Raw genomic sequence first — 23,450 nt, forward strand, 5'->3', positions numbered from 1 at the left:
TTAAACCAATTTTACAATAATCACATAAAATTCTGCCATGGCAGCTTTACCTGCGAGTCGGATTCCTTGCTAGAGAGCTGAGGACTGAGGGCCTCCGCCTCCGTCATCTTGAGCCGCTGTCTTCGTGCCTCATAGCGGCTCCGGGCGTGAAGAACACCTTGCCCGCCGTCATGTCCGAATTGGCCATACGCAGCGCCTCTGACGCCGAGTCCAGTGGCAGCTTCGCGCGCACCTGCGTCTCGAACTCCTTGCCCAGCAAGAGCGGCACGTCCACCAGCGCCCGGACCCGATCCTTGCCGAAGCCACCCTTGAAGAAGTCCGCGAGCCAGAAGCCCTCGAGCTTCTTCTGGTGAAAGATGAACTCGCTCGGACGGATGCGACACTCCTGCTCGGAAAGTCCTCCGACGACGATCACCGTGCCCCCGTCCACCAGTGCTCGCGCCAGCTGCCCCGTCATCGGCCCCGCCACCGAGTCGAACGCCAGCGACACACCCAGTTCCTGACACCGGAGCCGCAGCCGCTCCTCGAACTCGGGCTCGCTGCTGTTGAACACGTGCTCCGCGCCAAGCTTGCGCAGCATCTCCTCCTGCTCGGCCCGGCGCACCACGTTCACCAGCGGAAGCTTCTCCTTGCGCGCCAGCTTCTGCACCATCCGCCCCAGCGTGCTCGCCGCCGCGCTCTGCACCAGCGCCTGGTGCTTGCCCCGCCGCGCCAGCTCCATCAGCGCCCAGGCCGAGAACGGGTTCACGAAGAAGCTCGCGCCCTGCTCATCGCTGATGCGCGGCAGCAGCGGCAGGCATTGCCCCAGCGGCACCACCACGTACTCGGCCCACGTTCCGTCCGTGCCCGGAGTAGGAATGCACCCCACCCGCCTCCCCACCAGGATTCGCCCCGCCAGGCTCCCCGCCGCCACCACCGTCCCGCTGCCCTCGAAGCCCGGCACCGCCGGCAGCGGCTTCTTCACCCCGTAGAGTCCTCTGACGAACATCAGATCCGACGGGTTGATGGGCGCCGCCGCCACCCGGACCAACACCTGCCCCGGACCGGGCTTCGGCACCGGCATCTCCGTCACTCGCAGCGACTCGGGCCGGCCGTCGTAGGCCGTGAGGCACAGCGCTCGCATCGTCTCGGGGAGGGCGGAGGTCGTCATCCGCAGACCTTTTTATTCGCCCACGCGTTCCAACGGGAACCTTTCTCTCGCCCGCCGCGTCGGAGTTCCCGATGTCCGCCACTGTCCTGCAGCTCCACCACCGCGAAAGTTTTGAGCGAAACGTCTCCCGAGCGCTCGCCGCTGGAGCTGGCGCCGGCCTGCTGCACCTGGCCACCCTCAAGGCCGGTGTGCCCCTGCCCCTGGCCTACCTCGCCATCGCCTGCACCCTGCTCGCCGTAGCCCGAGGCGACAAGTGGGACCGGCTCCTGCTCTCGGGCCTCGGCGTGGTGCTGCCCGCCCTCCCCTACGCGCTCGGCATGGCCCCCGCGTGGACGGCGGGACTGAGCGCCTCGGCGGCCGGAGCCCTGCTGGTGCGCGCTCACCTCAATGAGCGGGGCGAGGAGGGCCAGGTGGGCGAGCGGCGCCCCACCCTCGTCAACTACGTGCTCGGAGCGCTCCTGTGCTCCGCGCTGACGCTGGGAGGCGTGGAGGTGGCGCGCATCCTCGCCGCACGGCTGGTGGAGCTGGCCACCCCGCTGCTGCTCGGCGCGAGCGTGGCCGGGGCCGTCGTGGGCCTCTTCGTCGGCCTGAGCTCCGTGGCCGCGCACCTGGCACTGTCCTCGGATCCCGTGGAGGCCCGCTGCGAGGAGCTGCTGCCTCAGCTCTCGGGAGACTTCCACACCCTGGCCGAGCGCGCCCTGACCCTCTACCGGCAGTGCGGCCGCTCCCTGGCGCAGCTCCCCCGAGAGCCCGCCCGAGAGGAGCTGGCCCGGACCATCGCCAAGATGACGAAGGACGCCGTGGAGCTGGCCTCGGAGTGGGCGGGCGTGGAAGCCCAGCTCGAGGAGCGTGCTCAGACAGAGCTTCAAGCGGAGCGTGAGGAGCTGATCCGCGCCGCGAAGGCGTGCATCGACGAGGTCGCTCGCCGGCAGCTCGAGTCCGCCGCGGCCTCTCTGGCCGAGGAGATGGAGCGCCTGGGAGAGCTCAAGCTGCGCCGGGAGCGGATCCTCGCGCGGCTGCGCGCTCAAGTGGCCCAGCTCGACCGGGCCCGCGTGGCGCTCCTGTCGCTGCGCAGTGGACACGCCCAGATGAAGGCAGCAGAGCTGTCCGCGCTGACCCGCCGATTCCGGGCACTCTCCGCCACCCAGCTCGACGAGGGCCAGACCATGGATGCCGTGGCCGCCCAGGCCACACTCGCACAGATGGCGCCGATCACTCCCATCGCAGACAGCACGCCCTCGACGGCGCCGATGGAGCCACAGCGGGAGTCCTGAGCGTCACCTTGATGCTCCGGCTGCACATGCAGTAGAGCGTGGGTGGCATGAATCCACCAGATGGAGCCCCCGCCTCAGCCGCAAGTCCGCAGCCCCAGGACGAGGCCAGTGTTCAGGATGTCTCCGCCAGGCTCCGCTCGCTGGAGGTTCGCTTCCGCGAGTTCGAGAAGGCCTTTGGGCCCGAGCTCGTCACGGATACAGCGTTGCTGGGTTGGACTCGCGATTTCGAGACCCTGGTGACCCTGATGGAGGAAGGCCGGGCCAACATTGCGCAGTTGGGGCCGCATGCGGCCAGGGTGGACAACATCCGGCTCAACGGGCGTCAGGCCATCGCCAAGCTCATCCAGACGACTCCTTGGCTCACCGCGGAGACCCACGGCGAGATGCAGGCCATTGTGGATCGGCTCCCTGCCTACCGTCAGGTGGGCCCGTACCGCTTTTCGTCCGATTGGATGTCGAAGTGCGAGCCCGACTGGCGCCGCGTCCTCGCGCCCCTCATGGGCCGCCCGGAGGTGCGAGCGCTGGAGATCGGCTCCTACGAAGGCCGCTCCGCCATCTGGCTGCTCGAGAATGTGCTCACCCATGAGACCAGCCGCATGGTCTGCGTGGACCTGTTCGCCGCGCCTTATGGCCAGGTGTTCGACGAGAACCTCGCCGCCAGCGGCGCTTCCCAACGCGTGGAGAAGCTCGTGGGCCTCTCGGGGAGCGCGCTGCGCCGCCTCCCCCCAGAGCCCACCTTCGACCTCATCTACATTGATGGCTCTCACAAGGCCTTCGATGTGCTCGAGGACGCGGTGCTGAGCTGGCGGCTGCTGCGGCCAGGCGGCGTGATGATCTTCGATGACTACGAGATGGCGGCCCACCACGTCCCGAGCAACAAGCTCGACCGGCCTGACATTGGGATCGACGCGTTCCTGAGCGCCGCCGCGACTCAGTCCGAGGTCGTCCTCAAGGCCTTCCAGGTCATCGTCCGCAAGAAGGAACTGACCTCACAGCCGTAAGCTCCCACTCCACGGCCAAGGGTAGCTCACGGCTTGCGCTGCCCTGGCGTGTACCCCAGTTCCCGAAGCGCCGCTGCGGTACGGGGGGCAACGGCCTCGCCTCGCTGCAGCATGCCGTGCAGCCTGTCGAGATCCTCTGGCTGGTCCACGTCGAACCAGGGCTGGAGGATCGTCACACTGGCCCCCAGGTTCCTCAGGTCGCCGATGATCTTTGTCGTCTCGGGCCCCTTCAGAAACGAGAAGCCCCCGTACCTATGTCTCGCCTCGCGCCGGACACCGATCAGATAGGGGATGTCTGAGTGATCCGCGCCGAGCACCACATCCTGATACTGGAGCGCGTGGTATGCGGCTTCGAGCCGGCTCACCGGCATGCCGGGAATGTCGCTGGGGCACAGAATGAAGAAGGGAGCCTCCTCCAAGGCGCGCTCCATGGCCCAGAACGCGACCTTCTCGACGCTCTGCTCGAGTGCCCAGACATCAACCTCCCCCTCCAGCTGCAAGTCCTCGCGTCCCCCTACTCCCATGACGATGACGGGGCGCGCCCACGTCAGCGCATGAAGGGGAGCCCAGATGTCCTGGAGGAAAGCGTTCGCGAGAACCCCCGCCCCCTCCCCTCCCACGGCGGGAGTGAGGCGCGTCTTGGCCACTCCCGGCCGAGGGGGCTTGGCGAGGATGAGGATGTAGCCACGCTGCGTCGAGCCGCTCTCCAAGACGTTCTCCCTCCAGGGCCGAGGATGGTGCGGACCATCGTGCACCGTCCGGTATCCTGAGAGAATCGAGATCCGCGGGACCTGGAGTGTCCAAGATCTGTCCACACTGGACAGGGGCTTGCTTCCCTGGCTGCCCATCCCCCAGGGAGGAGACAGCCAGCCGCCACACTTGCATCACTGGCTTGTTTCCGTCCCCTCACACGGCAGGCGTAGGGCGGTCAGAGGGATCCGCTACATCTTGTGAGCATGAGCCATTCCTCGATCAGTGGTGCCGCTGAGCCCCCTGCCTGGCTCTGGAATGGGGAGGAGCCTCGGATCATCTCCGCCTTCCAGCCCATCGTGGACCTGATGACCGGGGAGCCGATTGGCTTCGAGGTGCTCTCCCGAGGCATGGACCCTGTGCAGGCCGCCCACATGCTCTTCAGCAAGGCGCGGGTCGAGGGCGTCACCTTCGAGCTGGAGCGGGCGTGTTGGACAGCGGCCGTCCGCCAGATTGCCCTCCTTCCGCTGGAGGCCAAGCGCGTCCCCTTCTTCTTCAACGTGGGGCCCGAGGTGCTGAGCGATCCGCGCTTCCACGATGGCTCCGTGCTGGAGCTGCTCGCCCGGTACGGCGTGAGCCCCCGTCAAATCGTCCTGGAGATCACCGAGACAAGCACCTTCGCGGACTCGGAGCAGCTCAGGCAGATCACCCGCCAGTGCATCGGCCATGGGTTCGGCATCGCGCTGGATGACTTCGGGGCAGGACACTCGGGGCTGGTAACGCTGGTGCACAGCGCGCCGCAATTCATCAAGCTGGATCAGGCGTTGGTGCGGGACATCCACCGGCACGGCTACAAGCAGCACTTGGTGAAATCGCTGGTCGCCTTCGCCTCCAGCGTGGACAGCACCCTCATCGCCGAGGGCATCGAGACCTGGGACGAGATGAACGTGCTGCTGCGGCTGGGCATCCGCCACGCGCAGGGCTTTCTGGTGGCACGGCCCGCGAGCCAGCCGCCCCGCCCCTCCGAGGAGTTCCAGCGCCACCGCCGCGAGGCCCTCCGCGCGCTCCACTACCAGAAGGACGAGGACGACGAGACGGTGGGCGGCATCGTCATCCGCCGCCTCTGCCTGGACGCGGGGACGAAGACCGAGGAGTTGGACCAGCTCTTCCGGCGGACTCCCGGCCTGGATCACGTGGTGCTCCTCGCGGGCGACCGGCCCCACGCCTTGGTGATGCGCCACCGCTCGGAGCTGACCGCGAACGAGCGGCCGCTCGTGGTGGAGGACACCTTGAAGATCCCCGCCCTCGCGAGGGCGGCATTGGGGCGCGCGCCCGAGTCGCTCTACGAACCGGTGGTGGTGACGAATGCACAGGGACGGTTCCTGGGCACGGTGACGATGAAGCAGCTCATCGCCCGGGCCACGGACCTGGAGGTGCACGCGACCACAGGCGCCCACCCGCTCACGCAGCTCCCGGGGAACCGGATGATCGAGCGATGGATCCGGCAAGCCCTGCGCGGCTCCTCTGGGTTCACCGTCATCTACGCCGATCTGGATCGGCTCAAGGAGTACAACGAACGCCACGGCTTCCCTCGGGGAGACCAGCTCCTTCGCCTCACGGCGCGAGTGCTCTCCGAGAGCCTGCACCTGCTGCCCTCGGGAAGCCATCTGGGCCATGTGGGCGGGGACGACTTCGTGCTCGTGTGCCCTGGCGAAGTGAACCCCGAGGCGCTGGAGGCCCTCTGCCAGCGCTTCGATGAGGAGAAGCGCGCACTGTTCGACCCGGGCGAGTTGGAGCGAGGGTTCTTCGAGGCCACGGATCGGAAGGGCAACCGCGTGCAGGTTCCCCTGGTGACGCTGAGCCTGGCGGTGCTCGACAGCCGGCGGATGGGCGGGACCGTGCACCCGGCCTCGCTCTCCGGCCTGGCGGCCTCGCTGAAGAAGAAGGTAAAGGAGCAGGCCGCCACCTCGCGCACCAGCGCGTTCATGTTCGAGCGCCGCGCACAGGTGTAAGAACCGTCCCGGCCCATGCCGAGCCCCACCGAATCCGCCCCCCGCCCGCGGCGCTTCCACGACGAGCCGCTCATCCTCATCCACCACCACCTGAGGAAGTCCCTCGACGCTGGCCGCACGTGCATCGAGGTGCCCGACCCGGACCTCGGCCGTGGCTGCTATCCGGGAGAGCGCGTGGGGCCGGGCGGTGGACTCGTGCACCGTCCGCTGCGCAGTTGGTGCGATTTGGCCGAAGGCCTCGCGTGCCGGCTCCTCACGCCTCGCGCCGTGGACGAGACCCATGTGGCGCTCACCTTCGAGCGGCTGGGGCCCGAGGCGCCCTGGCATGCGGGCGGAGAGGACGCTGGCGAAGCCCTCCCATCGCACGAGCGCTATGGCTCGGACTCCGCATTCGCCCGGCTGCGCAAGCTCGAGGACGCGGGCTTCCTCCTGCCCTGGCTCGAGGCGCTCGGGCGCATCTCCCTGCCCGCAGGCGCACGGGTCCTGGACCTGGGCGTCAACCGCGGGGATGAGCTGGCCGCCTTCGCGTGGCTCGACGGCTCACCGGAGGTCACCTTCGTCGGGGTGGACCACAGCGCCAGTGCGCTCGCCGAGGCCCGCTCGCGCTTCCCGGACGCGCACCATGAGTTCTTCCTCGCCGACCTCAACGCCCTGCCGGACGGGCTCGGGCGCTTCAGCCTCGTGCTGTCGGTAGGCACGCTGCAGAGCCCGGGCGTGGACGATCATGCGCTGCTGCGGAGGCTCGTGCAGGAGCACCTGGAGCCACAGGCGGCACTGGTGCTCGGCTTCCCGAACTCGCGCTTTCGCGATGGAGAGGTGGTGTACGGCGCCCGGGTGCGCAACCTGCGCGAACCGGACCTCTCCCTGCTGGTGAAGGACCTCGCCTTCTATCGCCGCTATCTGCACCAGCACGGCTTCCGCACCTTCCTCGGCGGCAAGTACGATCTGCTGCTCACCGCGATCCGGTTCTGATAATCGGTGGGCCCGCATCAGGAAGGCGGACACGGAGCACGTGCGGTTGCAAAGCTGGCACAAAGCCTTGGCTTGGAGCGTGGCGCTGGCGTTCGTCGGTATCACGCTGGCCCGGCTCTACCCGGACAGCTACCAGCAGGACGGGGGCGCGCACTATGCGCTCACCCGCTGGGCCTTTGATCATCCGTGGTTCTTCGTGAAGGTATGGGCCCGTCCCCTCTTCGAGGCCGTCTACGCGGTGCCCGCGCAGTGGGGCCAGCCCGTGGCGAAGCTCGTCACCGTCGCCGTGTGCCTGGCCACCGGCTGGCACACCTTCCGGCTCGCCGAGCAGCTCGGGCTCGCCCGGCCCCACCTGGCCATTCCGCTGGTGTGGTTCCAGCCCTCCTGGCTGCTGCTGTGCTCCGAGATGATGACCGAGCCCCTCTTCGCGCTCGTCTTCGTCCTCGCGTTGAGGCTCCACCTGGCGGGCCGCGTCGTGGCGGGCCTGTGGACCGCCTCGCTCCTGATCCTGGCCCGGCCCGAGGGCTTCTTCCTCGGCATCCTGTGGGGCCTGTGGATCCTCCTCGACCGGCGCGATCCCCAGCCCCTGTGGAAGCGGCTCCCCTCCACCCTGCGGCTTGCCGCAGGCTTCGGGCTGTGGTGGCTGGCCTCGGTCGCGATCACAGGCAACCCGCTGTTCATCCTCGATGACTGGCCCAGGGACTGGGACGCGACCAACGGCGCCTACGGCACCGAGCCGTTCTGGAGCTACGCCCTTCGCCTGCCCGAGATCGTGGGGCCCCTGTTCGCGATCCCGTTCCTCCTGGGGCTGGGCCTCCTGCTCTTCCGCCGCCAGCTCGGGACGCTCACCTCGTCGTTCCTCCTGTTCTTCCTGCTGCACTCCGTGTTCCGGACCCTGGGGGTGTTCGGCGAAGCGGGCTATCCGCGCTACTTCGTCAGCGTGGCACCCGCCATGGCCCTCATCACCCTGATCGGATGGAACACGATCACCGGGAAGCTCTCTCTCCCCCTCTTCACGGGGACGCTGGGAGCGCTCGGGCTGGGCGCCTCGGCCGCGGCGGCGTTCATCTACGTGGATGCCGCCGAGTCGTCTCGCGACGCATGGGCCATCGACGCCACCCTGGCCCGCTTCCGCGAGTCGCCGCGCGAGGTGCTCCGGATCCATGCCAGCCATCGCTACATGTACGCCGTGCTCGACTACGACCCCAAGCTGGCACCGGCATTCACAGCGGATCGGGAGCACAACCAGAAGGTCCTCCGAGAAGCTCCCGCGGGCACGCTCGTTGTCTGGGAAGACCACATTGGCCCCTCCTGGTACCACCTGGAGGAGAAGGACATCGAGGCGCTGGGCTACACGCTGCTGCGCTCCGATACCTCCGTGCTCACGGGCAAGTGGCTGAAGGACTCACCGGGTCTCTTCTTTGACTACGGTAGCGGCGTCTTGACGCGGGAGCGCTCGAGTTGGCCCGGCTTCGGCGGGCCTCGCACCGTGAGGGTGTCGCTCCTCTATAAGGAGCACTGAGCCGCCTCCACCGTGACACCGCAACGTGACCGCCTGGTTGCTCCTTCGCCAGACGTTCGCGACACGCTGCGGCACGAGTTGATCGCACGAGAAGGCTGGGTGAAATCTGCCCCCATCCGCGAGGCATGTGGCGGGATGCGGACAGTCACCCTCCCCGGATAACCTCCCGCCCCTCTCCAATCCGGAAGAGGAACGCACGACATGATGAAGATTCGAACGGGTCGCACGCTGCAAGCGGCACTTCTCGCGGGCTCACTGTCCCTGGCGGCGTGTACCGGCGATCAAGGTCCTCAAGGGGCACAGGGTCCCGTGGGAGACGTAGGAACCCCCGGCCCCGTAGGCCCCGTAGGCCCTCCGGGCGATCCGGGCCCCGCGGGCACCATGAAATGGCTCTCTTTCGCGGACGTGGGCTTCCCCCGCACCAATGCGGAGAAGCATCAGGTCCGCGCGTCGTCGCGGGTCAACGTCAACGGCACCGAGCACCCCATCAGCTTCACGACGATTCTGCGCGGCGGCCAGGACCCGGCGCGGCCCGAGCGCCAGTGCGATCTCGTCAACAGCCCCAACACCTGCCTGAACGTCCTGCTGTCGCGCACGGGCCAGCCGCTGCGCGATGACGCGGGCCAGGTCATCATCACCAACGCCCACGACAACACCTCGTTCATCCAGGTGGGCGGCAAGACGTTCATGTACAGCTCCACCGAGTCGTACCCAGCGAACATGTTCGTGACGTCCATCAACCAGGACGCCAACGGCAACCTCTCGGCGACCGCGACGAAGGCCCTCGACACCTCGCCCATCGACGGCTTCTGGTACTCGTGCGCGGGCTCGAAGTCGCCGTGGAACACGCACATGGCCTCCGAGGAGTTCCCGCCGGACGCCCGCTTCGTGCAGGAGCGCACCAGCTGGAGCGACCTGAAGGCGAGGGCCACCTCGCCCACGTTCGCCGAGTTCAAGCTCATGGCGCAGTACTTCGGCGTGAACCTGACCGACGCGGACATGGACGGCGTGCCGGATGGCGACTACCGCACCACCTTCCTGTCGACGTTCTCGCCCTACTTCGCCGGCTTCCCGGTGGAGATCACCCTGGACGAGAACGGCAACGGCTCGCTCAAGAAGCACTACGCGATGGGGCGCGGCTCGGTCGAGGTGCCGTACGTGATGCCGGACAACAAGACGGTCCTGCTCACGGATGACGGCGCGAACGTGGGCCTCTACATGTTCGTGGCGGACACGGAAAAGGACCTGAGCGCGGGCACGCTGTACGCGATGCGCGCCTACCAGACGAGCCCTCGCGGCGGGGCGATCTTCACCGCCGACATCGAGTGGATCAACCTGGGCCACGCGACGAACGACCAGATTCGCGCCTTCATCCACCCGTCGAGCGGCGCGCGCATCACCTTCGCGGACATCTTCGAGGCGGAGACGCCGAACGGGGATGGCACCTGCCCGACGGCGGGCTTCAAGGCGGTGCGCGGCGCGAACTCGGAGAACCTGGAGTGCCTCAAGCTGAAGGCGGGCATGGAGCTGCCGGCCTCGCGCTTCGAGACGCGGCGCTACGCGGCCCTGCTCGGCGCCACCACCGAGCTGAACAAGGAGGAGGGCCTCACCTACGATCCGGACTCGCACACGGTCTACATCGCGCTGACGGAGATCGCCAAGGGCATGATCACGCAGCCGGGCGGAGATGATCACATCAGCGTGGCGGCCAACGCGTGCGGCGGCGTGTTCGGGCTGAACGTGGGCTCGTACACCAACGCGGACGGAGCGGTGGTGACGAAGTACGCGCCCCTCAACTGGTACCCCATCATCATGGGCGTGCCCGTCAGCTACCCGGCGGGCAGCGAGTACACGGGCAACTCGTGCAGCGTCAACGGGCTGGCCAGCCCGGACAACGTGACGTACCTGCCCGGGTACAACACGCTGATCATCGGTGAGGACACCAGCGGCCATCAGAACGACGCCATCTGGTCGTTCAACACGGTGACGAAGAAGCTCGAGCGCATCATGACGACGCCTTACGGCTCGGAGACGACCTCGCCGTACTGGTACCCGGACCTGAATGGCCACGGCTACCTCATTGGCGTGGTGCAGCACCCGTACGGTGAGACGGACGCGGTGCGTATCTCGGATCCCGAGGCGACGGGCCGCGCCAGCTACGTCGGCGTCTTCGGTCCGTTCCCGCCGCTGAAGTAGCTTCCGGGTCCGGGCCGTCCTCGTGACGGCCCGGGCCTTGGAGTGGTCCCCCCTCTCACAGGAGCTCGTTGAAGGATGTGGATGCCGCCGCGTGACTTGCTGTTGCCGCTCTCGCTGCTCCTCGCGGTCTGTGCCTGCCGTGGCACGGAGTCCAAGACCCCGGATGCGGGGACCCCAGGCGCTCCCAGTGCCGATGCGGGGCTGGCCCGGGTGGCATCACCGGATGATGTGCTCACGCACGTCACGCCTTACATCCCACCGCAGTGCTACACGAAGACCCAGGGCGAGAAGGGGCGCACGCACAACCCCTGCTTCGTGTGCCACCAGGGCTCTCGCCCTCCCAACTACATCGATGACGCCGCGGTGCAGCTCGACTTCGCCTTCCCCCGAGCGGCGAAGCGCAACCCCTGGACGAACCTCTTCGTGGATCGGCGCCAAGCGGTCGCGGCCATGCCGGACGAGGAGATCCTCGCGTACGTCCGCCAGAGCAACTACCTCGATCCCGACAGCTCGCCGATCCTCGCGCGCACGCTCCAGCAAGTCCCCAAGGAGTGGGACGCGGATCACAATGGCCGCTGGGACGGGTGGGTGCCGGACCTCGCGTTCTCCTTCGACGCTCGCGGTTTCGATCGCCGGCCGGATGGGAGCCTGACGGGCTGGCGCGCGTTCGCGTACTACCCCTTCCCTGGCACCTTCTGGCCCACCAATGGCTCGTTCGGGGACGTGATGATCCGCCTCCCCGAGTCCTTCCGTCAGGACGAGAGCGGCCAGCCGGACACCGAGGTGTATGGGCTCAACCTCGCCATTCTCGAGTCGCTGGTGGCCCGCCGGGATGTCCCCATCGCTCCGGTCCAGGAGACCAGGCTCGGCGTCGATCTCGATGGCGATGGCAAGCTCGGGACGGCCAAGCAGGTGAAGTTCACGTGGGCACCACCTCAGCGCACCATGAGCTGGGTGGGCCGTGCGCGCACGCTGCAACAGAAGGACGAGCTCCACCTCGCGGCGGGCCTCTTCCCGGAGGGGACGGAGTTCGCGCATACCGTGCGCTACCTCGACGTGGTGGACGGAAAGCCCCGGATGGCGGCGCGGCTGAAGGAGCTGCGCTACATGGTCAAGAAGGGCTGGCTCCGGTACGGAGAGCTCATGCAGGCCTCCGGGCGCGAGGCGCTCGAGGCGGTGCAGAGCCCCGACAAGACGCGCAGCATCGGCGGCAGCACCGAGCAGGGGATCGGCAACGGCTCGGGCTGGCGTCTTCAGGGCTTCATCGAGGACGCCAGCGGCCAGCTGCGCCCCCAGACGCGCGAGGAGCACGCGTTCTGCATCGGCTGCCACTCGGGCATTGGCGCGACGGATGACAGCGTCTTCTCGTTTGGCCGCAAGCTGCCCGCTTCGGAGTTCCAGGCGGGGTGGTTCCACTGGTCCCAGCGCGGACTGGAGGGTGTGCGCGAGCCGGTGCGAGCGGACGGCCAAGGTGAGTACACGTACTATCTGGAGCACAACGGCGCGGGCGACGAGCTGCGCGCGAACACGGAGGTGCTGGAGCGCTTCTTCACCCCCGAGGGCGCGCTCCGGCCGGAAGCCACCCAGGCCCTCCGCGCCAACATCTCCCCTCTGCTCCTGCCGAGCCCCGCTCGGGCCCTGCAGTTGGACAAGGCGTACAGGCTGATCGTCCGCGAGCAGAGCTTCACACGCGGGCGGGATGCCACCGTGGAGCCCGCCAGCAACGTCCACCGGGAGCTCCCGGCCGAAGACAAGGCGCTCGAGACGGGCGTGGAGGATCCGCTGCCCGGGCCTCACGAGGGCAAAGTCGCCCGGTATCCAGGACTCCCGGGGGCGGCGCGGCCCGCTCCGAAGCCCGTGAGCGCCAAGTCCTCGCCCTGACTCAGGGGACGATCTGGATCTGGGCGATGCCCTCGAACTCGACGGCGCTGCCCTTCGTCACGCCCACCGACTGGCTCCAGCCAGCGGGGACCTCGAGCACGTACTGGCTGGGGGCACCCACCGAGCGCGCCGTGAGCGTGCGCGGCTGGGCCCGCTCGACAATGCCTGCCACCTTCATCTGCGAGTTGATGAAGATCATGTCCAGCGAGATGAGCGTGTTGCGCATCCAGAAGCTCTGCACCTCTTCGTCCGGGAAGAGGAAGAGCATGCCCTTGCCAGCCGCCATCTCCGTGCGCCACATCAGCCCGCGGGTGCGCGCATCCGGAGTCGCAGCCACCTCCACCTCCACCCGGTGCACTCCTCCGAAGGCGTCGTGCAGGCGCACGAACGCTCGCGGCAGCGTCGGCATCACATAGTCCTTCGCGGTCACGTCCGTTGGGGGAGGAGTCGGGGCCGGCGGCGGCTTGCCCTGGGCCTCGGGCGCCTGGCAGGCCAGCACCAACAGCAGCGCGGCGCCCACCGCATGCACGGAAGCGCGGCGCAGGCTCACGAACCCACCGGCTTCTTCAGGAGCTTCTCCGTCAGATCCGCCCCCAGGCTGTCCGCCATGAGCTTCTCCACCACGCCCTCGAAATCGGAGCGCTGGGAGTCGTTGCTGTAGATGAACCGGATGCCCATGCCGGGCTCGTCCCCGTCCGCCTTGGACCAGACCACCTCACCCAGCAGTTCGAAGGGCTCGGTGCGCTGCGGCACGGTGAGCTTGAAGAGGAAGCGCGTGCCAATGGCCAGCGGCTTCTTCGTCTTGATGAAGGTGCCGCCCTTGGAGATGTTCTTCGTGTAGTCGGCAAAGAAGGAGTTGAGCTTCTTGTAGTCGACCTTCAGCTCGATGGGCGCGCGCGCGTACTGTCGGTGCTCGGGACCGGTCTTCTGTTCGGGCATGCTGGCGCGGAGTATAGGGGAGCCTATGCAGCAAGTCCTGTGGTCCCGCGCTTCTGCCCTATTGCGTCGCCCCGCCGTTCTCATTGTGGCGGGTGTGATGGCCCTGGGGGGCTCTTGCCTTGTCTTCCTGCCGCTCTTCGGGCTGCCGGGCTTCGAGCTGGGACTGGCCCTCTCGATCGCCGTGGGCCTGCTGGGCGGTGGGGTGGGCATCGCCGCCGCGGCCCAGGAGCGCCGCGTCATCCGGGGCGAAGAGCCCCGCCTCCAGACGCTCCCCCGCCCCGAGCACCGGGGACAGGCGGTGGCCCTGGCCCTTGGCACCGCGCTGCTGGTGAACGGGGCCGTCCTCGTGCCCCCCTTCCTCAGTTCCACCCTCTTCGCGCTCTTTTCAACCCAGTGCGATCCGTTCGAGCTGGTGGGCTTCTACCCGCTGCTCACCGTGCCCTCTGCGGTGCTCTCCGCCGCCGCGGGCGTCCTCTGCGGCTTCTGGATCCGGCGGCCCGGCCGGGCCGTGCTCGCCTACATCGGGCTGGTGCTCCTGTCCGGGGTCCACACCGCGTGGCCCATCATCGCCGGGCCCCAGGTGTACGCCTTCAACCACTTTCTCGGACATCTCCCCGGCCCCCTCTATGACGAGGCGCTGGCGGTGACACCGAAGCTGCTCTGGTTCCGGCTGGAGACGGTGCTGCTGGCCGGGCTGCTCGCGCTGCTCACCGCCGTGAGCCTGGACGTGAAGGAAGGACGCCTCACCCGGCCGCGCCCCTCACTCGGAGGCTGGGTGCTGCTGGCGCTGCTGGTGGGGGCTTTGGCCCTCCTGGAGGGGAACGGGCCGGCGCTCGGGCTGCGGATGACGCACGAGTACCTGGCCGAGCAGCTCGGCGGGGTGCGCGACACGGAGCACTTCCGGCTGCACTACCCGCGGGGCATGAATCGCGAGGCGGTGGAGCGGATGGCGAGGGACCTCGAGTTCCGCCACCACCAGCTCTCCCAGTTCCTCGGCGGTGGACCTGCGGAGCGGATCCGCGTCTACCTCTATAAGACGGAGGAGGAGAAGCAGGCACTGGTGGGTGCGGGCCGGACGCAGTTCGCCAAGCCGTGGCTCGCCGAGCTGCACATCAACGACAAGCCCTTCCCCCACACCAGCCTGCACCACGAGCTGGCGCACGTGATGGCGGGCCCGGCGGGGAGCGGCCCATTCCAGGTCACCACGCGCCTGTTCGGGCTCTGGCCGCTGATGGGCGTCATCGAGGGCTTCGCGGTGGCGGCGGATGACCCCGTCCAGGGCGAACTCACGCTGCACCAGTGGGCCGCGGGCATGCGCCGCCAGAAGCTGGCCCCGGACATGCGCAAGCTGATGGGCACCGAGGGCTTCTACCAGTCCGCGCCCTCCCGGGCGTACACAGTGGCGGGCTCGTTCCTGCGCTTCCTGGCGGACACCTACGGCCCGGAGAAAGTCCGCGCACTCTATGCTCACGCGGACTTCCAGAAGGCCTACGGGCGCCCGCTGGACGATCTCGTCACCGAGTGGGAGCGCTACGTGGATGCGCTGCCGCTGGACGAGGGCGCCATCAGCCGCGCCTTCCTGCGCTTCCGCACCGGTGCGCTCTTCACCCGCGCCTGTGCCCGCGAGGTGGCGCGGATCCAGAAGACCGCCCAGGAGGCGCTTGCGAGTGATCCGCAGGAGGCGCTCGAGCTCTACCGGCGCGCCACGGAGCTGCAGCCCGAGGAGCCCACCTACCCCATGGGCCAGGCCCTGGCGCTGGACCAGTTGGATCGCACCACCGAGGCGGCCCAGGTGCTGGCCACCCTGGCAGCCCAGCCGAAGGTGAAGGAGCAGCCCGCGCTGGAGGCCGAGGTCGTCATGGATCAGGCGGACATGGCCCTGCGTCTGGAGCGGCTGAGTGAGGCGAAGGGGTTCCTGGAGCGAGTGCTCTCGCTGGCGCCCAGCCCTGAGCTGACGCGCTCGGCGCAGATCAAGCTCGCCTCGCTGGACTCGCCCTCACGCCTGAGCACGGTGGAGCGCTTCTTCCGCTCGCGACAGGAGGAACTGCGCCTGCTGTACCTGTCCCAGGCGCTGGAGACGGCCCGGACGGACCCCTACCTCAACTACCTGCTGGGCCGCCGGCTGCAACAGGTGGGAGATCCCACGCTGGCGGTGGAATACATCTCCCGGGCGCTGGGCAACACCCCCGAGCCGCTGCCCGAGGCCATCCGCCGGGAGGCGCTGAAGATGATGGTGGAGTCCTCCTACCTGTCGGGGGACTGCGGCGCGGTGCGGCACGAAGTGGGCGCACTGCCCGATTTTGGACCTGCCTTCCGCAAGGCGGCCGAGGAGTGGCAGGCGCGGTGTGATTTCGAGGATGCAGCGCTTCACGGACCCCTGGTGCCCCGGAAGGCTTTCCGCTAGAGGCAGGCGCCACACACTTCAGGAGGGCGTATGCGGTTCGAATCGCGGCAGCGGATTTCGGGGACGGTGGACGAGGTAGAGCGCGCGATGCTTGACCCGCGGTACCCCGACTTCCTGCTGAAGCACCACGGGGTGCTGCTCGAGGTCCAGCAGATGGAGTTCAAGGACGAGGGCGACAAGGTCCGCCGCAAGGTGCGCTACCGCCCCAAGCCGGTCATCGCGACCATTGGTCCCAAGCGCGTACCGCCCGAGTGGTTCGCGTTCGTGGAGACGTCCATCTACGACAAGAAGAAGAAGGAGCTGGCCTTCAACAACGTGCCCACGTCAAACACCATCTCCAAGATGCTGGTGAACACGGGCACGCTGAAGCTGCGGGACGTGGGCGGCGCCACCGAGCGCTCCATGGATGGTGAAATCTCCCTCAAGCTGCCGCTGCTGATGAAGCCGCTGGCGCTGATCGGCGAGAAGGTGATCCAGTCCGAGGGCCTGAAGATCCTCGACGGCGAGGCGCCGGTGCTCACCCGCTTCATCGCCGAGGTGCTGCGCAAGGGCTGAGGCTGAGAGGGCCGCAGGGCACGCATTGGCGGCGATTTGCTAGACCTCCGTGAACCGCGTGCCCGTGGCGCCCATTCGATCCAAGGCTTCCTTGATCTCCCCGGAGACGATCAAGACGACCTCCCATCCCTCGGGGCGAAACACTTGGGCATTGCCCACCTTGGACGTGTCGATGCGCAGGTCATCCACGGCCCAGTACTGCCCCACTTTCTCCGGGACCCCATCCTCCGGGGTCCAGAACTGGACCTTGGAGGCCTTCTCATCAATGCAGCGGATGAGGCGCGTGGCCACCATGACGAGGTACTGATCGGGTTGGCCAGGGATATCCGCAGGGATGAGCTGAATGTCGTCGGCGGCCAGTTCCTTGAAGACATGAGCCACCTTGATGTGGACAACGGGGATGCTCAGGCCCGCCCAGGAATAGTCCAGTGGCTTCCCCGCGATCTCGATGGGGATTTTCAGGCGTCCCTCGATATGCACGGGTGCGCCCTTGGTGAAATCCCAGTCGAGCACCTTGCGGCCTCGGGAGTCGGTGGGTGTATCCAGGTGCCAACGGCGGGGAACGTAGCGATCGTCGGCAAGTTTGAAGAAGCGTTGAGGCATTGGATTGGGAAGTTCTAGCGTTATTGCCCCAAGGTAACGAGCCGGTTCAGCTCCGTTCCCGGCGTGGCGATTTCGTTGGCCAACCTCCTGAGAGCGTCTGTCAACTGCGGTCGGCATTGCGAGATGCTGCTGCAGTTTCCTAACGCTCTGACCAAACGCTCGTAGATGACCTCATGATAGCGCTGCGGATGGGGCCCCCTGTGCCCCTCGATGGGCACGATGTTTTCAGCATCCTTCAGGCGCATCCCGGCCCTGGCGAAGAGCTTCTCGAACAAAGGAGTCCACGGGCCTCCTCGCAGAGCGGACTTCTTGTTGGCAACGGTAGCAATGTGGTGCTTCTGCGTGCGGCCACCACTCCCATTGGAGGCCATCGCCACCGCCCCCGGGCCCAGCGCCACGATGAAGCCATCGGCCGTCACCGCCACCGACTCCACTGCCCCCACCTCGGACAACAAAAGGCCTCCTTGCGCCTCCGCCTGCATGGACACCTGCGCCGAACCGGGCAGCGTGCTCACCTGCTGTGCGAAGTCCTTCGCCGTGTGCGTCAGCAGCGCCATGGCCACCAGCGCGAACGCCTGGGCCGCCTCGCGTGAGAACAACTTGCCGAACCGCTCACCCGCCTCGCGCAACTCCTCGAACGTGGTGGCCTCCTGCACCTCCTTCATCAACTGAAACCAGCCCTCCACCAGCCGGTAGAGCGTCTTGGCGCCCACCCAATAAATGAGCGCCACAGTGGCCCAGGCAGCAATGAACTTGGTCACCGGATCCGGCATGGCCAGCAGCACCAGCAAAGTGATGACGGTACACATGGCGGCCTGAAGCACGGCCCGCATGCTGACCATGTGCCCCAGCGCCATCTCGAACTCCTCCAGCACGGGGCTTTTGCTCAGGGCCATGGCCCACATGTAGCGGCCGCGCAGGTCCATGTACTTGCCAGCCACCAGCGCCCCGCCCAGGCAATCTCCGTTGAACCGGTGCTCACTGCGGCACCAATCCGTGTACCAGGTGACCCAGCGCTGCTCCTGGTCCGTCAGCCCTCCCTCCAGGGCCATGCCCCCCTCCAGGGGGATCAATTTCCGCTCCCGCAGCAGGTACAGGTAGTCGCCGTAAAGGGCTTCGAGTTGGAACAACCGCTCCACCGCCTCTCGTGGGGAGCCGCTCAGGCGCACCTGCCGTGCCATGTGCTGGAGCGCCTGGGTCACTTCCTCTGGCGGAAGCTCCACGGGTGCCACCGTGGCGGAGCGGGAAATAAAGAGGAGGGTCTCCCCCCGCGATCCGCTCTCCACCCGGATCGCAGGCACCGTGGTGCCGCACCCGGCCACCATGAGAGCCACCAACACCGCTTCGAACCTCCACAGCCACTGCCACAGTCGCATGAGGTGTCCTCCGTCGTCTGACTATCCATTCGGAGCAGGGAATGAGTTGACACCCGCGCGGTTGCACCCCTAGAGGCGACCGAACCATGACCTTCCGAGCCCTTCTCGTCCTTCCCCTGCTCCTGGCTGCGGCCTGCGCCACCCGGCGCATCCCGGGCACCGAGCTTCCCGACACCGAAGACACGCGCGCCATCCTTGCCATCATGGAGCGCTACCGCACCGCCATAGAGGCCCGGGACGCCAAGGCCATCCAGGCGCTCGTCTCCCAGGACTTCAAGGAGGACGCGGGCACCGAGACGCCTGACGACGATCTCACCTACGCCAACCTCCCCGAGCGCCTGGCGAACGCCTTCCCGAAACTCGACAGCCCGAAGGTGGAGATGAACGTGCGCCGCGTAGACATCCAGGACGAGGTGGCCACCGCCATCTACTACTGGAACGCCAGCTGGCGCCTGCCCTCGCTCACCACCCGCGCCCAGAGCGACTCCGAGCTGGAGCAGATGGTGTTCAAGAAGATCAACGGCGAGTGGAAGATCGTCTCCGGCATCTGAGCCGCAGCACTGAGCCGCCCCAAGCCCCTCGCGCTCACAGCCCCAGCAGCGCGAGGAAGCCCTTGGGTCCCATGGCGTCCAGCGCCCGAGCGCGCGCCAGGTAGGTGCGGAAGTCCTTCCGGGTGAGCTGCTCGGGAGGCAGCGGCGACAGGTGGAAGTCGCGGATGCGGCTCGCCGTGTAGCGCACCGCCCCGAAGAGCGCGTGGCCGAACAGGTTCTGCCGCTCCACCGGCGCCAGCGGCCGCGAGTCCAGGTACCCACGAATGAACGCCTGGCACAGCCCCGGCAGGTACGCCCCGTTGTCGAAGCACCAGGCGTTCAGGGTGATGACCACGTCCAGGCCATAGGCGTCCTTGCACGCCATCTCGAAGTCGAAGAAGGCCCCCACCCGGTCCGCCAGCCACTTCACGTTGTCCGTGAACAGGTCCGCGTGGATGACGCCACGCGGCTCCAGCCCATGGGAGCGCTCGCGCTCGGCCCGATCCAGATGCTCCTCCAGCTCGTCCGCGGCGGAGGACACCTCTTCGTCCTTGTGGTTGCGCAGCCCGGCCAGCCAGCTCCGCACCTGCTCGGCGCTGTACGGGTTGTCCCGGCTGCCGCCGAAGGACTGGGTGATGCGGTGCATCTTCCCCAGCTCCTGCCCCAGCCGCTCCGTGTGCTCCGCGGTGATGTGGGGGCGCTTGAGCTCCTCGCCCGCCAGCCACTTGAAGACGCTCACCCGCCCGCCCTCCAGCTCCAGGAAGGGCTGCCCCTGCTTCGTCAGCAGCAGCGTGGGCGAGGGAAAGTGGGACTCGGTGAGGTGCGTGAGCAGCGCTGCCTCGAAGCGCAGATCCTCCGCCGAGCGCACCGTGGTGTGCCGAACGAAGAGCTTGCCCTCGGGCGTGAGGATCCGGTGGTTGGTGTTGATGGAGCCCTCGGGGATGGCCACCACCTCCTGCACCGCTCCCAGCCCGTACGCCTCGGCCACCCGAGTGAACGCCTCGGGCTTCAGCACCGTGTACACCGCCATGCGCAACCTCCCGGAGTGGACAGCCACTCAACCCTTCGCAGCCCCCCTCCGTTGACACCCAGCGACGCCGGGCATATCTAGGCGCAGCTCTCTGATCAACATAAACGTCCGAAACCATTCAATTTTCCGGGCCGGAGGCAGTCGCGCATGGGCATGGGAGACGGCGGTCACGTCGGGCCGAGGGACTGGAAGCGAAAGGAGAGCCTGGCGAGCGCCCTGATCCAGGTGGCGCTCGTGGCCGTCCTGCTGGGGGCGGCGGTGGCCTTCGTGGTGCACCGAGGCCGCGTCCGCCAGGAGACAGACACCCGGCTGAAGGCGGCCCAAGGGCTGGCCCAGCGCGGCAACCCGGCGGATCTGGAGAAGGCGCTCAAGGAGCTGGAGACCCTCTTCGCCCTGGACGACAAGATGTATGGCGCGCACGCCTTGGCCGCGGAGCTGCAAACGGAGCTGTGGCTGGATCACCACCAGCCGGGCGCCGAGGCTCACGCCCGCGAGCACCTGGCCCGCGCCGAGGCCCTGGAGAACAAGGACGTGGAGCGCTACGGCGCCAAGGTGGTGCGAGCCCGGCTCCTGCTGGCCGAGGGCAAGGCCGCCGAGGCCGAGCAGGCGCTGACGGCGCTGCGCGAGCGCGGGGCCAGCAACCCGAAGCTGTGGCTCACCCTGGCGAGGGCGTACCAGGCCCGGGGGAACCTGCAGGCGGCGCGGCAGGCCTTCTCGCGCGCCACCGAGGCCGGCTGGAGGGATCCGCGCTACGCGGCGGCCTACGGCGAGGCGCTGCTCGAGGAGGCGCTGTACGCCCAGGCTGGCGAAGCGGTGGGCCGAGCGCTGTCGGCCAACGCGGAGCACCTCCCGTCGAAGCTGACGGCGGCGTTGGCCCTCCTTTATATGCGGGAGCGGCCGGCGGACGCGGAGCGGATGCTGCAAGAGGTGCAGGAGCATGAAGCGGAGCTGTCTCCAGCGCTGAAGGTGCGCGCGCTGGCGGCTCGAGCGGAGCTGGCGCTGGCCCGGGACAACCCAGAGGACGCGCTGAAGCAGGCGGACGCAGCGCTCGCGCTGCTGCCGGAGGATGCCCCGGCCCTCTTCGAGCGAGCCCGATCGCTGGCGGCGAAGAAGGATGCGGGCGCGCGGGCGGCCTTCGAGGCGGCGGTGGCGAAGCACCGGACTGCGCCCCTGTTCTACCTGGAGGGCGCGAAGTCGCTCCAGCAGGCGGGGGACGGAGCGGGGGCACTGGCGCTGATGGACGCGTACGAGACGGTGTTCCGCGACGTGCAAGTCCCCGCGGGCGAGGGCAAGACCGTGAGCGCGCTGGAGCGGGACGACCGCTACTGGCTGGCGCGCGGCGGCATGCTGGAGGCGGCGGGCCGACAGGACGAGGCGCAGGCGGCCTATGAGCGGGCGATCGCCGTGAAGGGCGCCGCGTTGGCGCGAGCGCAGTACGCCAAGGGCGCGCTGCTGCTGGCGCGCAAGGACTACACGGGGGCGCGCGAGGTGCTCGCGGCGGTGACGCCGGAGACGGGCGCGGGCCCGCTGCCGGACGCCTACGCGGCCATGGGCGAGGCCCTCTTCGGCCAGGGGGACTACGCCACGGGCCTGCAGCACCACTACGTGGCGCTCAGCCGGGATCGGGCTCGGAAGGTGCCTCTGGAGCAGCTCCAGGCGCGCGCGGCGGACATCGGCAAGAGGCTGACGGCCGCCGGGCAATCCTCCATGGCGAAGACCTGGAAGACAGAAACGGACTCGCTGCTCAGGTAAAAAAGAAGGGCCCGCGGTCTCCCACGGGCCCTTCCCTGAAACTTCAATCTCCGAGGCGTTCGCCGATCAGGTGCCGACGCCGCCGCCGCAGATGACGAAGGGCTTCAGCGGGGCCAGGTGGCCCTCGGCGTTGCCCGTCAGCGACTTGGCGTAGATGCCGCCATCGAAGCTGCCGTTGCTGAAGTTGAAGTCCGCATTGGGCGCCAGCACGGTGCCGAAGAACCCGTAGTTGTACGCGGTGATCGTGGTGGCATCCGGGAAGTGGAAGAGGACGTTCCGGGCGTCCACGCCGCTGTACGCGTTGGCGAAGTTGGCGATCGTCGGGCTGTCACCGAGGACGTTGATGACCGCGGTGGAGCCGCCGGGCACGTTGAGCGAGAAGTACCGGGTGGCGCTCAGCTGCGTGGCGTCCACCCAGAACACGTTCACCCGCGCATCGGAGCCCTGCAGGAAGAGGCCGCCCCAGGACTGGAACTGCGTCTGTCCGTTGCGCTGCAGCGAGGAGAGCTCCCACGAGAGCGTCGCCAGCTCGTCCGCGCGCTCCTGGAAGTTGATCGAGCTGTAGCGCGACAGGGCGCCCCGGTAGAACGTCACCGTGCCGTTGGCCGTGGTGCTGCCGTCGTAGTGCGCGTTGCCGAACACGCCACCGTTGCTGATGTTCAGGTTGCCGCCGGCCACCAGCGCGTTCTCCAGGTTGTCGTCGGGGATCTCCGCGGCCACGGTGAAGTGGTCCATGGAGATGTCGCCGCCCGCCGCCACCTTCCCGCGCACGTCATGGCCACCGGTGTAGTTGCCGGTCACGAAGAGGTTGAAGTCGTTGAGCTCCACGTCCCGGCAGTTCCCCATGTACGGGGTGATGACGATGGTGTGCGTCTTGGCCGACTCGTAGTTGCTGGCGCGATCCTTGGCGGAATACGTCAGCGTGGTCGTCCCCAAGGTGGTGATGACCGGGACGTAAACGGAACCGCCGTTGCCGGTGCCGCTGCCCGTCTGCGCGCCGCTCAGGGACCAGGAGATGCTCTCCACCCCGGCCGAGTCATCCGTGGCGGTGATGAGGATCGACACGTTGCCGTGAAACTCGCCGTTCGCGTCCGGCGTCTGCTCGATGAAAAGGCTGCTCTCCGGCGGCGTCGTGTCATACGCAGCCAACGCTTGGGCATGACCCTCCTGGACTTCGGACCCGGTCAGCTCCGGCGCGCCGCATGCGGTGAAGGCGAGAAACACAAAACCATAGATGGTGGACTGACTCTTCACGGACGTTCTCCTCCCTGACTCAACCTCCGCACCGCGGGGTGAGGCATAGGATCAGTGTTGTGAGTAATGCCCGTATTCCAAGAATACGGAACGTCCCCCTGTATTGATGCATCCGTGAGCTTAAAGGACTAACCCGATCAGCTGCTATCTGAAGTGTTGTGTGATCTTTATGCCTACAACGGCAGACGCGACGTTAACGTTTTCCTGTATTACTCGTCTTGTCAGTATTTACCGGTTCAGCTCGCTCGGGACGAACGAGGGGCTAAAACGCAAAACCAGACAAGCCTTGTAAAACGCGGATAAACGACG

At 67.7% G+C, this 23,450-nt stretch carries 19 protein-coding genes; 11 read left to right on the plus strand and 8 right to left on the minus strand.

Annotated elements, in window-relative coordinates; translation table 11 throughout:
- Positions 1 to 103: 103 nt before the first annotated feature.
- A complete protein-coding gene (locus DB31_RS35025) occupies positions 104 to 1,150 on the minus strand; it encodes a zinc-binding dehydrogenase (protein ID WP_044196220.1) in 1,047 nt (348 codons plus the stop codon).
- 71 nt (positions 1,151 to 1,221) lie between these two features.
- On the opposite strand from DB31_RS35025, the gene DB31_RS35030 reads away from it, so the two are divergent.
- Positions 1,222 to 2,424 carry a hypothetical protein gene (locus DB31_RS35030; protein WP_044196222.1) on the plus strand — a complete coding sequence of 401 codons (1,203 nt, stop codon included), beginning with the start codon at positions 1,222 to 1,224 and terminating at the stop codon, positions 2,422 to 2,424.
- A 47-nt stretch (positions 2,425 to 2,471) separates the two neighbouring features.
- Complete coding sequence (locus DB31_RS35035) at positions 2,472 to 3,425, plus strand: class I SAM-dependent methyltransferase (protein WP_044196224.1); 954 nt, start codon at positions 2,472 to 2,474, stop codon at positions 3,423 to 3,425.
- A gap of 26 nt (positions 3,426 to 3,451) precedes the next feature.
- On the opposite strand, the gene DB31_RS35040 is transcribed toward DB31_RS35035, so the two are convergent.
- Entirely contained in the window at positions 3,452 to 4,135 is a 684-nt protein-coding gene (locus DB31_RS35040) for a TIGR04282 family arsenosugar biosynthesis glycosyltransferase (protein ID WP_044196226.1), read from the minus strand.
- 246 nt (positions 4,136 to 4,381) lie between these two features.
- Between DB31_RS35040 and DB31_RS35045 the strand changes: the two genes are divergently transcribed.
- The 5 genes from DB31_RS35045 to DB31_RS35065 all read left to right on the plus strand — a co-directional run bounded on the left by DB31_RS35045 (position 4,382) and on the right by DB31_RS35065 (position 12,698).
- Positions 4,382 to 6,127: a bifunctional diguanylate cyclase/phosphodiesterase gene (locus tag DB31_RS35045; RefSeq protein ID WP_063769293.1), complete on the plus strand. Its 1,746-nt coding sequence runs from the start codon at positions 4,382 to 4,384 to the stop codon at positions 6,125 to 6,127.
- 15 nt (positions 6,128 to 6,142) lie between these two features.
- Positions 6,143 to 7,099, plus strand: coding sequence for a class I SAM-dependent methyltransferase (locus tag DB31_RS35050; RefSeq protein ID WP_044196228.1), 957 nt, complete (start codon positions 6,143 to 6,145; stop codon positions 7,097 to 7,099).
- 67 nt (positions 7,100 to 7,166) lie between these two features.
- Positions 7,167 to 8,621 carry a hypothetical protein gene (locus tag DB31_RS35055; RefSeq protein WP_044196230.1) on the plus strand — a complete coding sequence of 485 codons (1,455 nt, stop codon included), beginning with the start codon at positions 7,167 to 7,169 and terminating at the stop codon, positions 8,619 to 8,621.
- A gap of 201 nt (positions 8,622 to 8,822) precedes the next feature.
- On the plus strand, positions 8,823 to 10,817 hold the full coding sequence (locus DB31_RS35060) for an alkaline phosphatase PhoX (protein ID WP_044196232.1): 1,995 nt from the start codon (positions 8,823 to 8,825) through the stop codon (positions 10,815 to 10,817).
- 81 nt (positions 10,818 to 10,898) lie between these two features.
- Entirely contained in the window at positions 10,899 to 12,698 is a 1,800-nt protein-coding gene (locus DB31_RS35065) for a hypothetical protein (protein WP_063769294.1), read from the plus strand.
- Position 12,699: 1 nt separating this feature from the next.
- On the opposite strand, the gene DB31_RS35070 is transcribed toward DB31_RS35065, so the two are convergent.
- Together DB31_RS35070 and DB31_RS35075 are read right to left on the minus strand one after the other, a co-directional pair.
- Positions 12,700 to 13,248, minus strand: a complete 549-nt coding sequence (locus DB31_RS35070) for a DUF192 domain-containing protein (protein ID WP_240487025.1) — start codon at positions 13,246 to 13,248, stop codon at positions 12,700 to 12,702.
- On the minus strand, positions 13,245 to 13,637 hold the full coding sequence (locus DB31_RS35075; RefSeq protein WP_044196234.1) for a TIGR02266 family protein: 393 nt from the start codon (positions 13,635 to 13,637) through the stop codon (positions 13,245 to 13,247). The genes DB31_RS35070 and DB31_RS35075 overlap by 4 nt, the downstream gene beginning before the upstream one ends.
- 97 nt (positions 13,638 to 13,734) lie before the next feature.
- Between DB31_RS35075 and DB31_RS51365 the strand changes: the two genes are divergently transcribed.
- A complete protein-coding gene (locus DB31_RS51365) occupies positions 13,735 to 16,041 on the plus strand; it encodes a tetratricopeptide repeat protein (RefSeq protein ID WP_276203673.1) in 2,307 nt (768 codons plus the stop codon).
- A 30-nt stretch (positions 16,042 to 16,071) separates the two neighbouring features.
- A complete protein-coding gene (locus DB31_RS35085) occupies positions 16,072 to 16,596 on the plus strand; it encodes a hypothetical protein (protein WP_044196238.1) in 525 nt (174 codons plus the stop codon).
- 39 nt (positions 16,597 to 16,635) lie between these two features.
- Here the strand turns inward: DB31_RS35085 and DB31_RS35090 are convergent, their stop codons facing one another.
- Both DB31_RS35090 and DB31_RS35095 read right to left on the minus strand, forming a co-directional pair.
- Positions 16,636 to 17,199: an imm11 family protein gene (locus tag DB31_RS35090; protein ID WP_044196241.1), complete on the minus strand. Its 564-nt coding sequence runs from the start codon at positions 17,197 to 17,199 to the stop codon at positions 16,636 to 16,638.
- 20 nt (positions 17,200 to 17,219) lie between these two features.
- A complete protein-coding gene (locus tag DB31_RS35095; protein ID WP_044196243.1) occupies positions 17,220 to 18,575 on the minus strand; it encodes an AHH domain-containing protein in 1,356 nt (451 codons plus the stop codon).
- Between the two features lie 86 nt (positions 18,576 to 18,661).
- Between DB31_RS35095 and DB31_RS35100 the strand changes: the two genes are divergently transcribed.
- Entirely contained in the window at positions 18,662 to 19,126 is a 465-nt protein-coding gene (locus DB31_RS35100) for a YybH family protein (RefSeq protein WP_044196246.1), read from the plus strand.
- 34 nt (positions 19,127 to 19,160) lie between these two features.
- Here DB31_RS35100 and DB31_RS35105 read toward each other — a convergent pair whose 3' ends face one another.
- Positions 19,161 to 20,135: a homoserine kinase gene (locus DB31_RS35105; RefSeq protein WP_044196248.1), complete on the minus strand. Its 975-nt coding sequence runs from the start codon at positions 20,133 to 20,135 to the stop codon at positions 19,161 to 19,163.
- Between the two features lie 147 nt (positions 20,136 to 20,282).
- Here DB31_RS35105 and DB31_RS35110 point away from each other — a divergent pair, with 147 nt between their 5' ends.
- On the plus strand, positions 20,283 to 21,887 hold the full coding sequence (locus DB31_RS35110) for a tetratricopeptide repeat protein (protein ID WP_044196250.1): 1,605 nt from the start codon (positions 20,283 to 20,285) through the stop codon (positions 21,885 to 21,887).
- Positions 21,888 to 21,953: 66 nt separating this feature from the next.
- Here the strand turns inward: DB31_RS35110 and DB31_RS50910 are convergent, their stop codons facing one another.
- A complete protein-coding gene (locus DB31_RS50910) occupies positions 21,954 to 23,141 on the minus strand; it encodes a choice-of-anchor A family protein (protein ID WP_044196252.1) in 1,188 nt (395 codons plus the stop codon).
- Positions 23,142 to 23,450 lie beyond the last annotated feature (309 nt).

The sequence above is a fragment of the Hyalangium minutum genome (assembly GCF_000737315.1).
In the GTDB taxonomy this organism is placed as follows: Bacteria; Myxococcota; Myxococcia; order Myxococcales; family Myxococcaceae; genus Hyalangium; species Hyalangium minutum.

Bases quoted from the DNA above. Each gene is read 5' to 3' on its own strand.
- DB31_RS51365 (WP_276203673.1), top strand. From the start codon at position 13,735: ATGGCCCTGGGGGGCTCTTGCCTTGTCTTCCTGCCGCTCTTCGGGCTG.
- DB31_RS35045 (WP_063769293.1), top strand. From the start codon at position 4,382: ATGAGCCATTCCTCGATCAGTGGTGCCGCTGAGCCCCCTGCCTGGCTC.
- DB31_RS35030 (WP_044196222.1), top strand. From the start codon at position 1,222: ATGTCCGCCACTGTCCTGCAGCTCCACCACCGCGAAAGTTTTGAGCGA.
- DB31_RS35065 (WP_063769294.1), top strand. From the start codon at position 10,899: ATGCCGCCGCGTGACTTGCTGTTGCCGCTCTCGCTGCTCCTCGCGGTC.
- DB31_RS35100 (WP_044196246.1), top strand. From the start codon at position 18,662: ATGACCTTCCGAGCCCTTCTCGTCCTTCCCCTGCTCCTGGCTGCGGCC.
- DB31_RS35025 (WP_044196220.1), bottom strand. From the start codon at position 1,150: ATGACGACCTCCGCCCTCCCCGAGACGATGCGAGCGCTGTGCCTCACG.
- DB31_RS35085 (WP_044196238.1), top strand. From the start codon at position 16,072: ATGCGGTTCGAATCGCGGCAGCGGATTTCGGGGACGGTGGACGAGGTA.
- DB31_RS35095 (WP_044196243.1), bottom strand. From the start codon at position 18,575: ATGCGACTGTGGCAGTGGCTGTGGAGGTTCGAAGCGGTGTTGGTGGCT.
- DB31_RS35075 (WP_044196234.1), bottom strand. From the start codon at position 13,637: ATGCCCGAACAGAAGACCGGTCCCGAGCACCGACAGTACGCGCGCGCG.
- DB31_RS35050 (WP_044196228.1), top strand. From the start codon at position 6,143: ATGCCGAGCCCCACCGAATCCGCCCCCCGCCCGCGGCGCTTCCACGAC.
- DB31_RS35060 (WP_044196232.1), top strand. From the start codon at position 8,823: ATGATGAAGATTCGAACGGGTCGCACGCTGCAAGCGGCACTTCTCGCG.
- DB31_RS35110 (WP_044196250.1), top strand. From the start codon at position 20,283: ATGGGCATGGGAGACGGCGGTCACGTCGGGCCGAGGGACTGGAAGCGA.
- DB31_RS35035 (WP_044196224.1), top strand. From the start codon at position 2,472: ATGAATCCACCAGATGGAGCCCCCGCCTCAGCCGCAAGTCCGCAGCCC.
- DB31_RS35105 (WP_044196248.1), bottom strand. From the start codon at position 20,135: ATGGCGGTGTACACGGTGCTGAAGCCCGAGGCGTTCACTCGGGTGGCC.
- DB31_RS35090 (WP_044196241.1), bottom strand. From the start codon at position 17,199: ATGCCTCAACGCTTCTTCAAACTTGCCGACGATCGCTACGTTCCCCGC.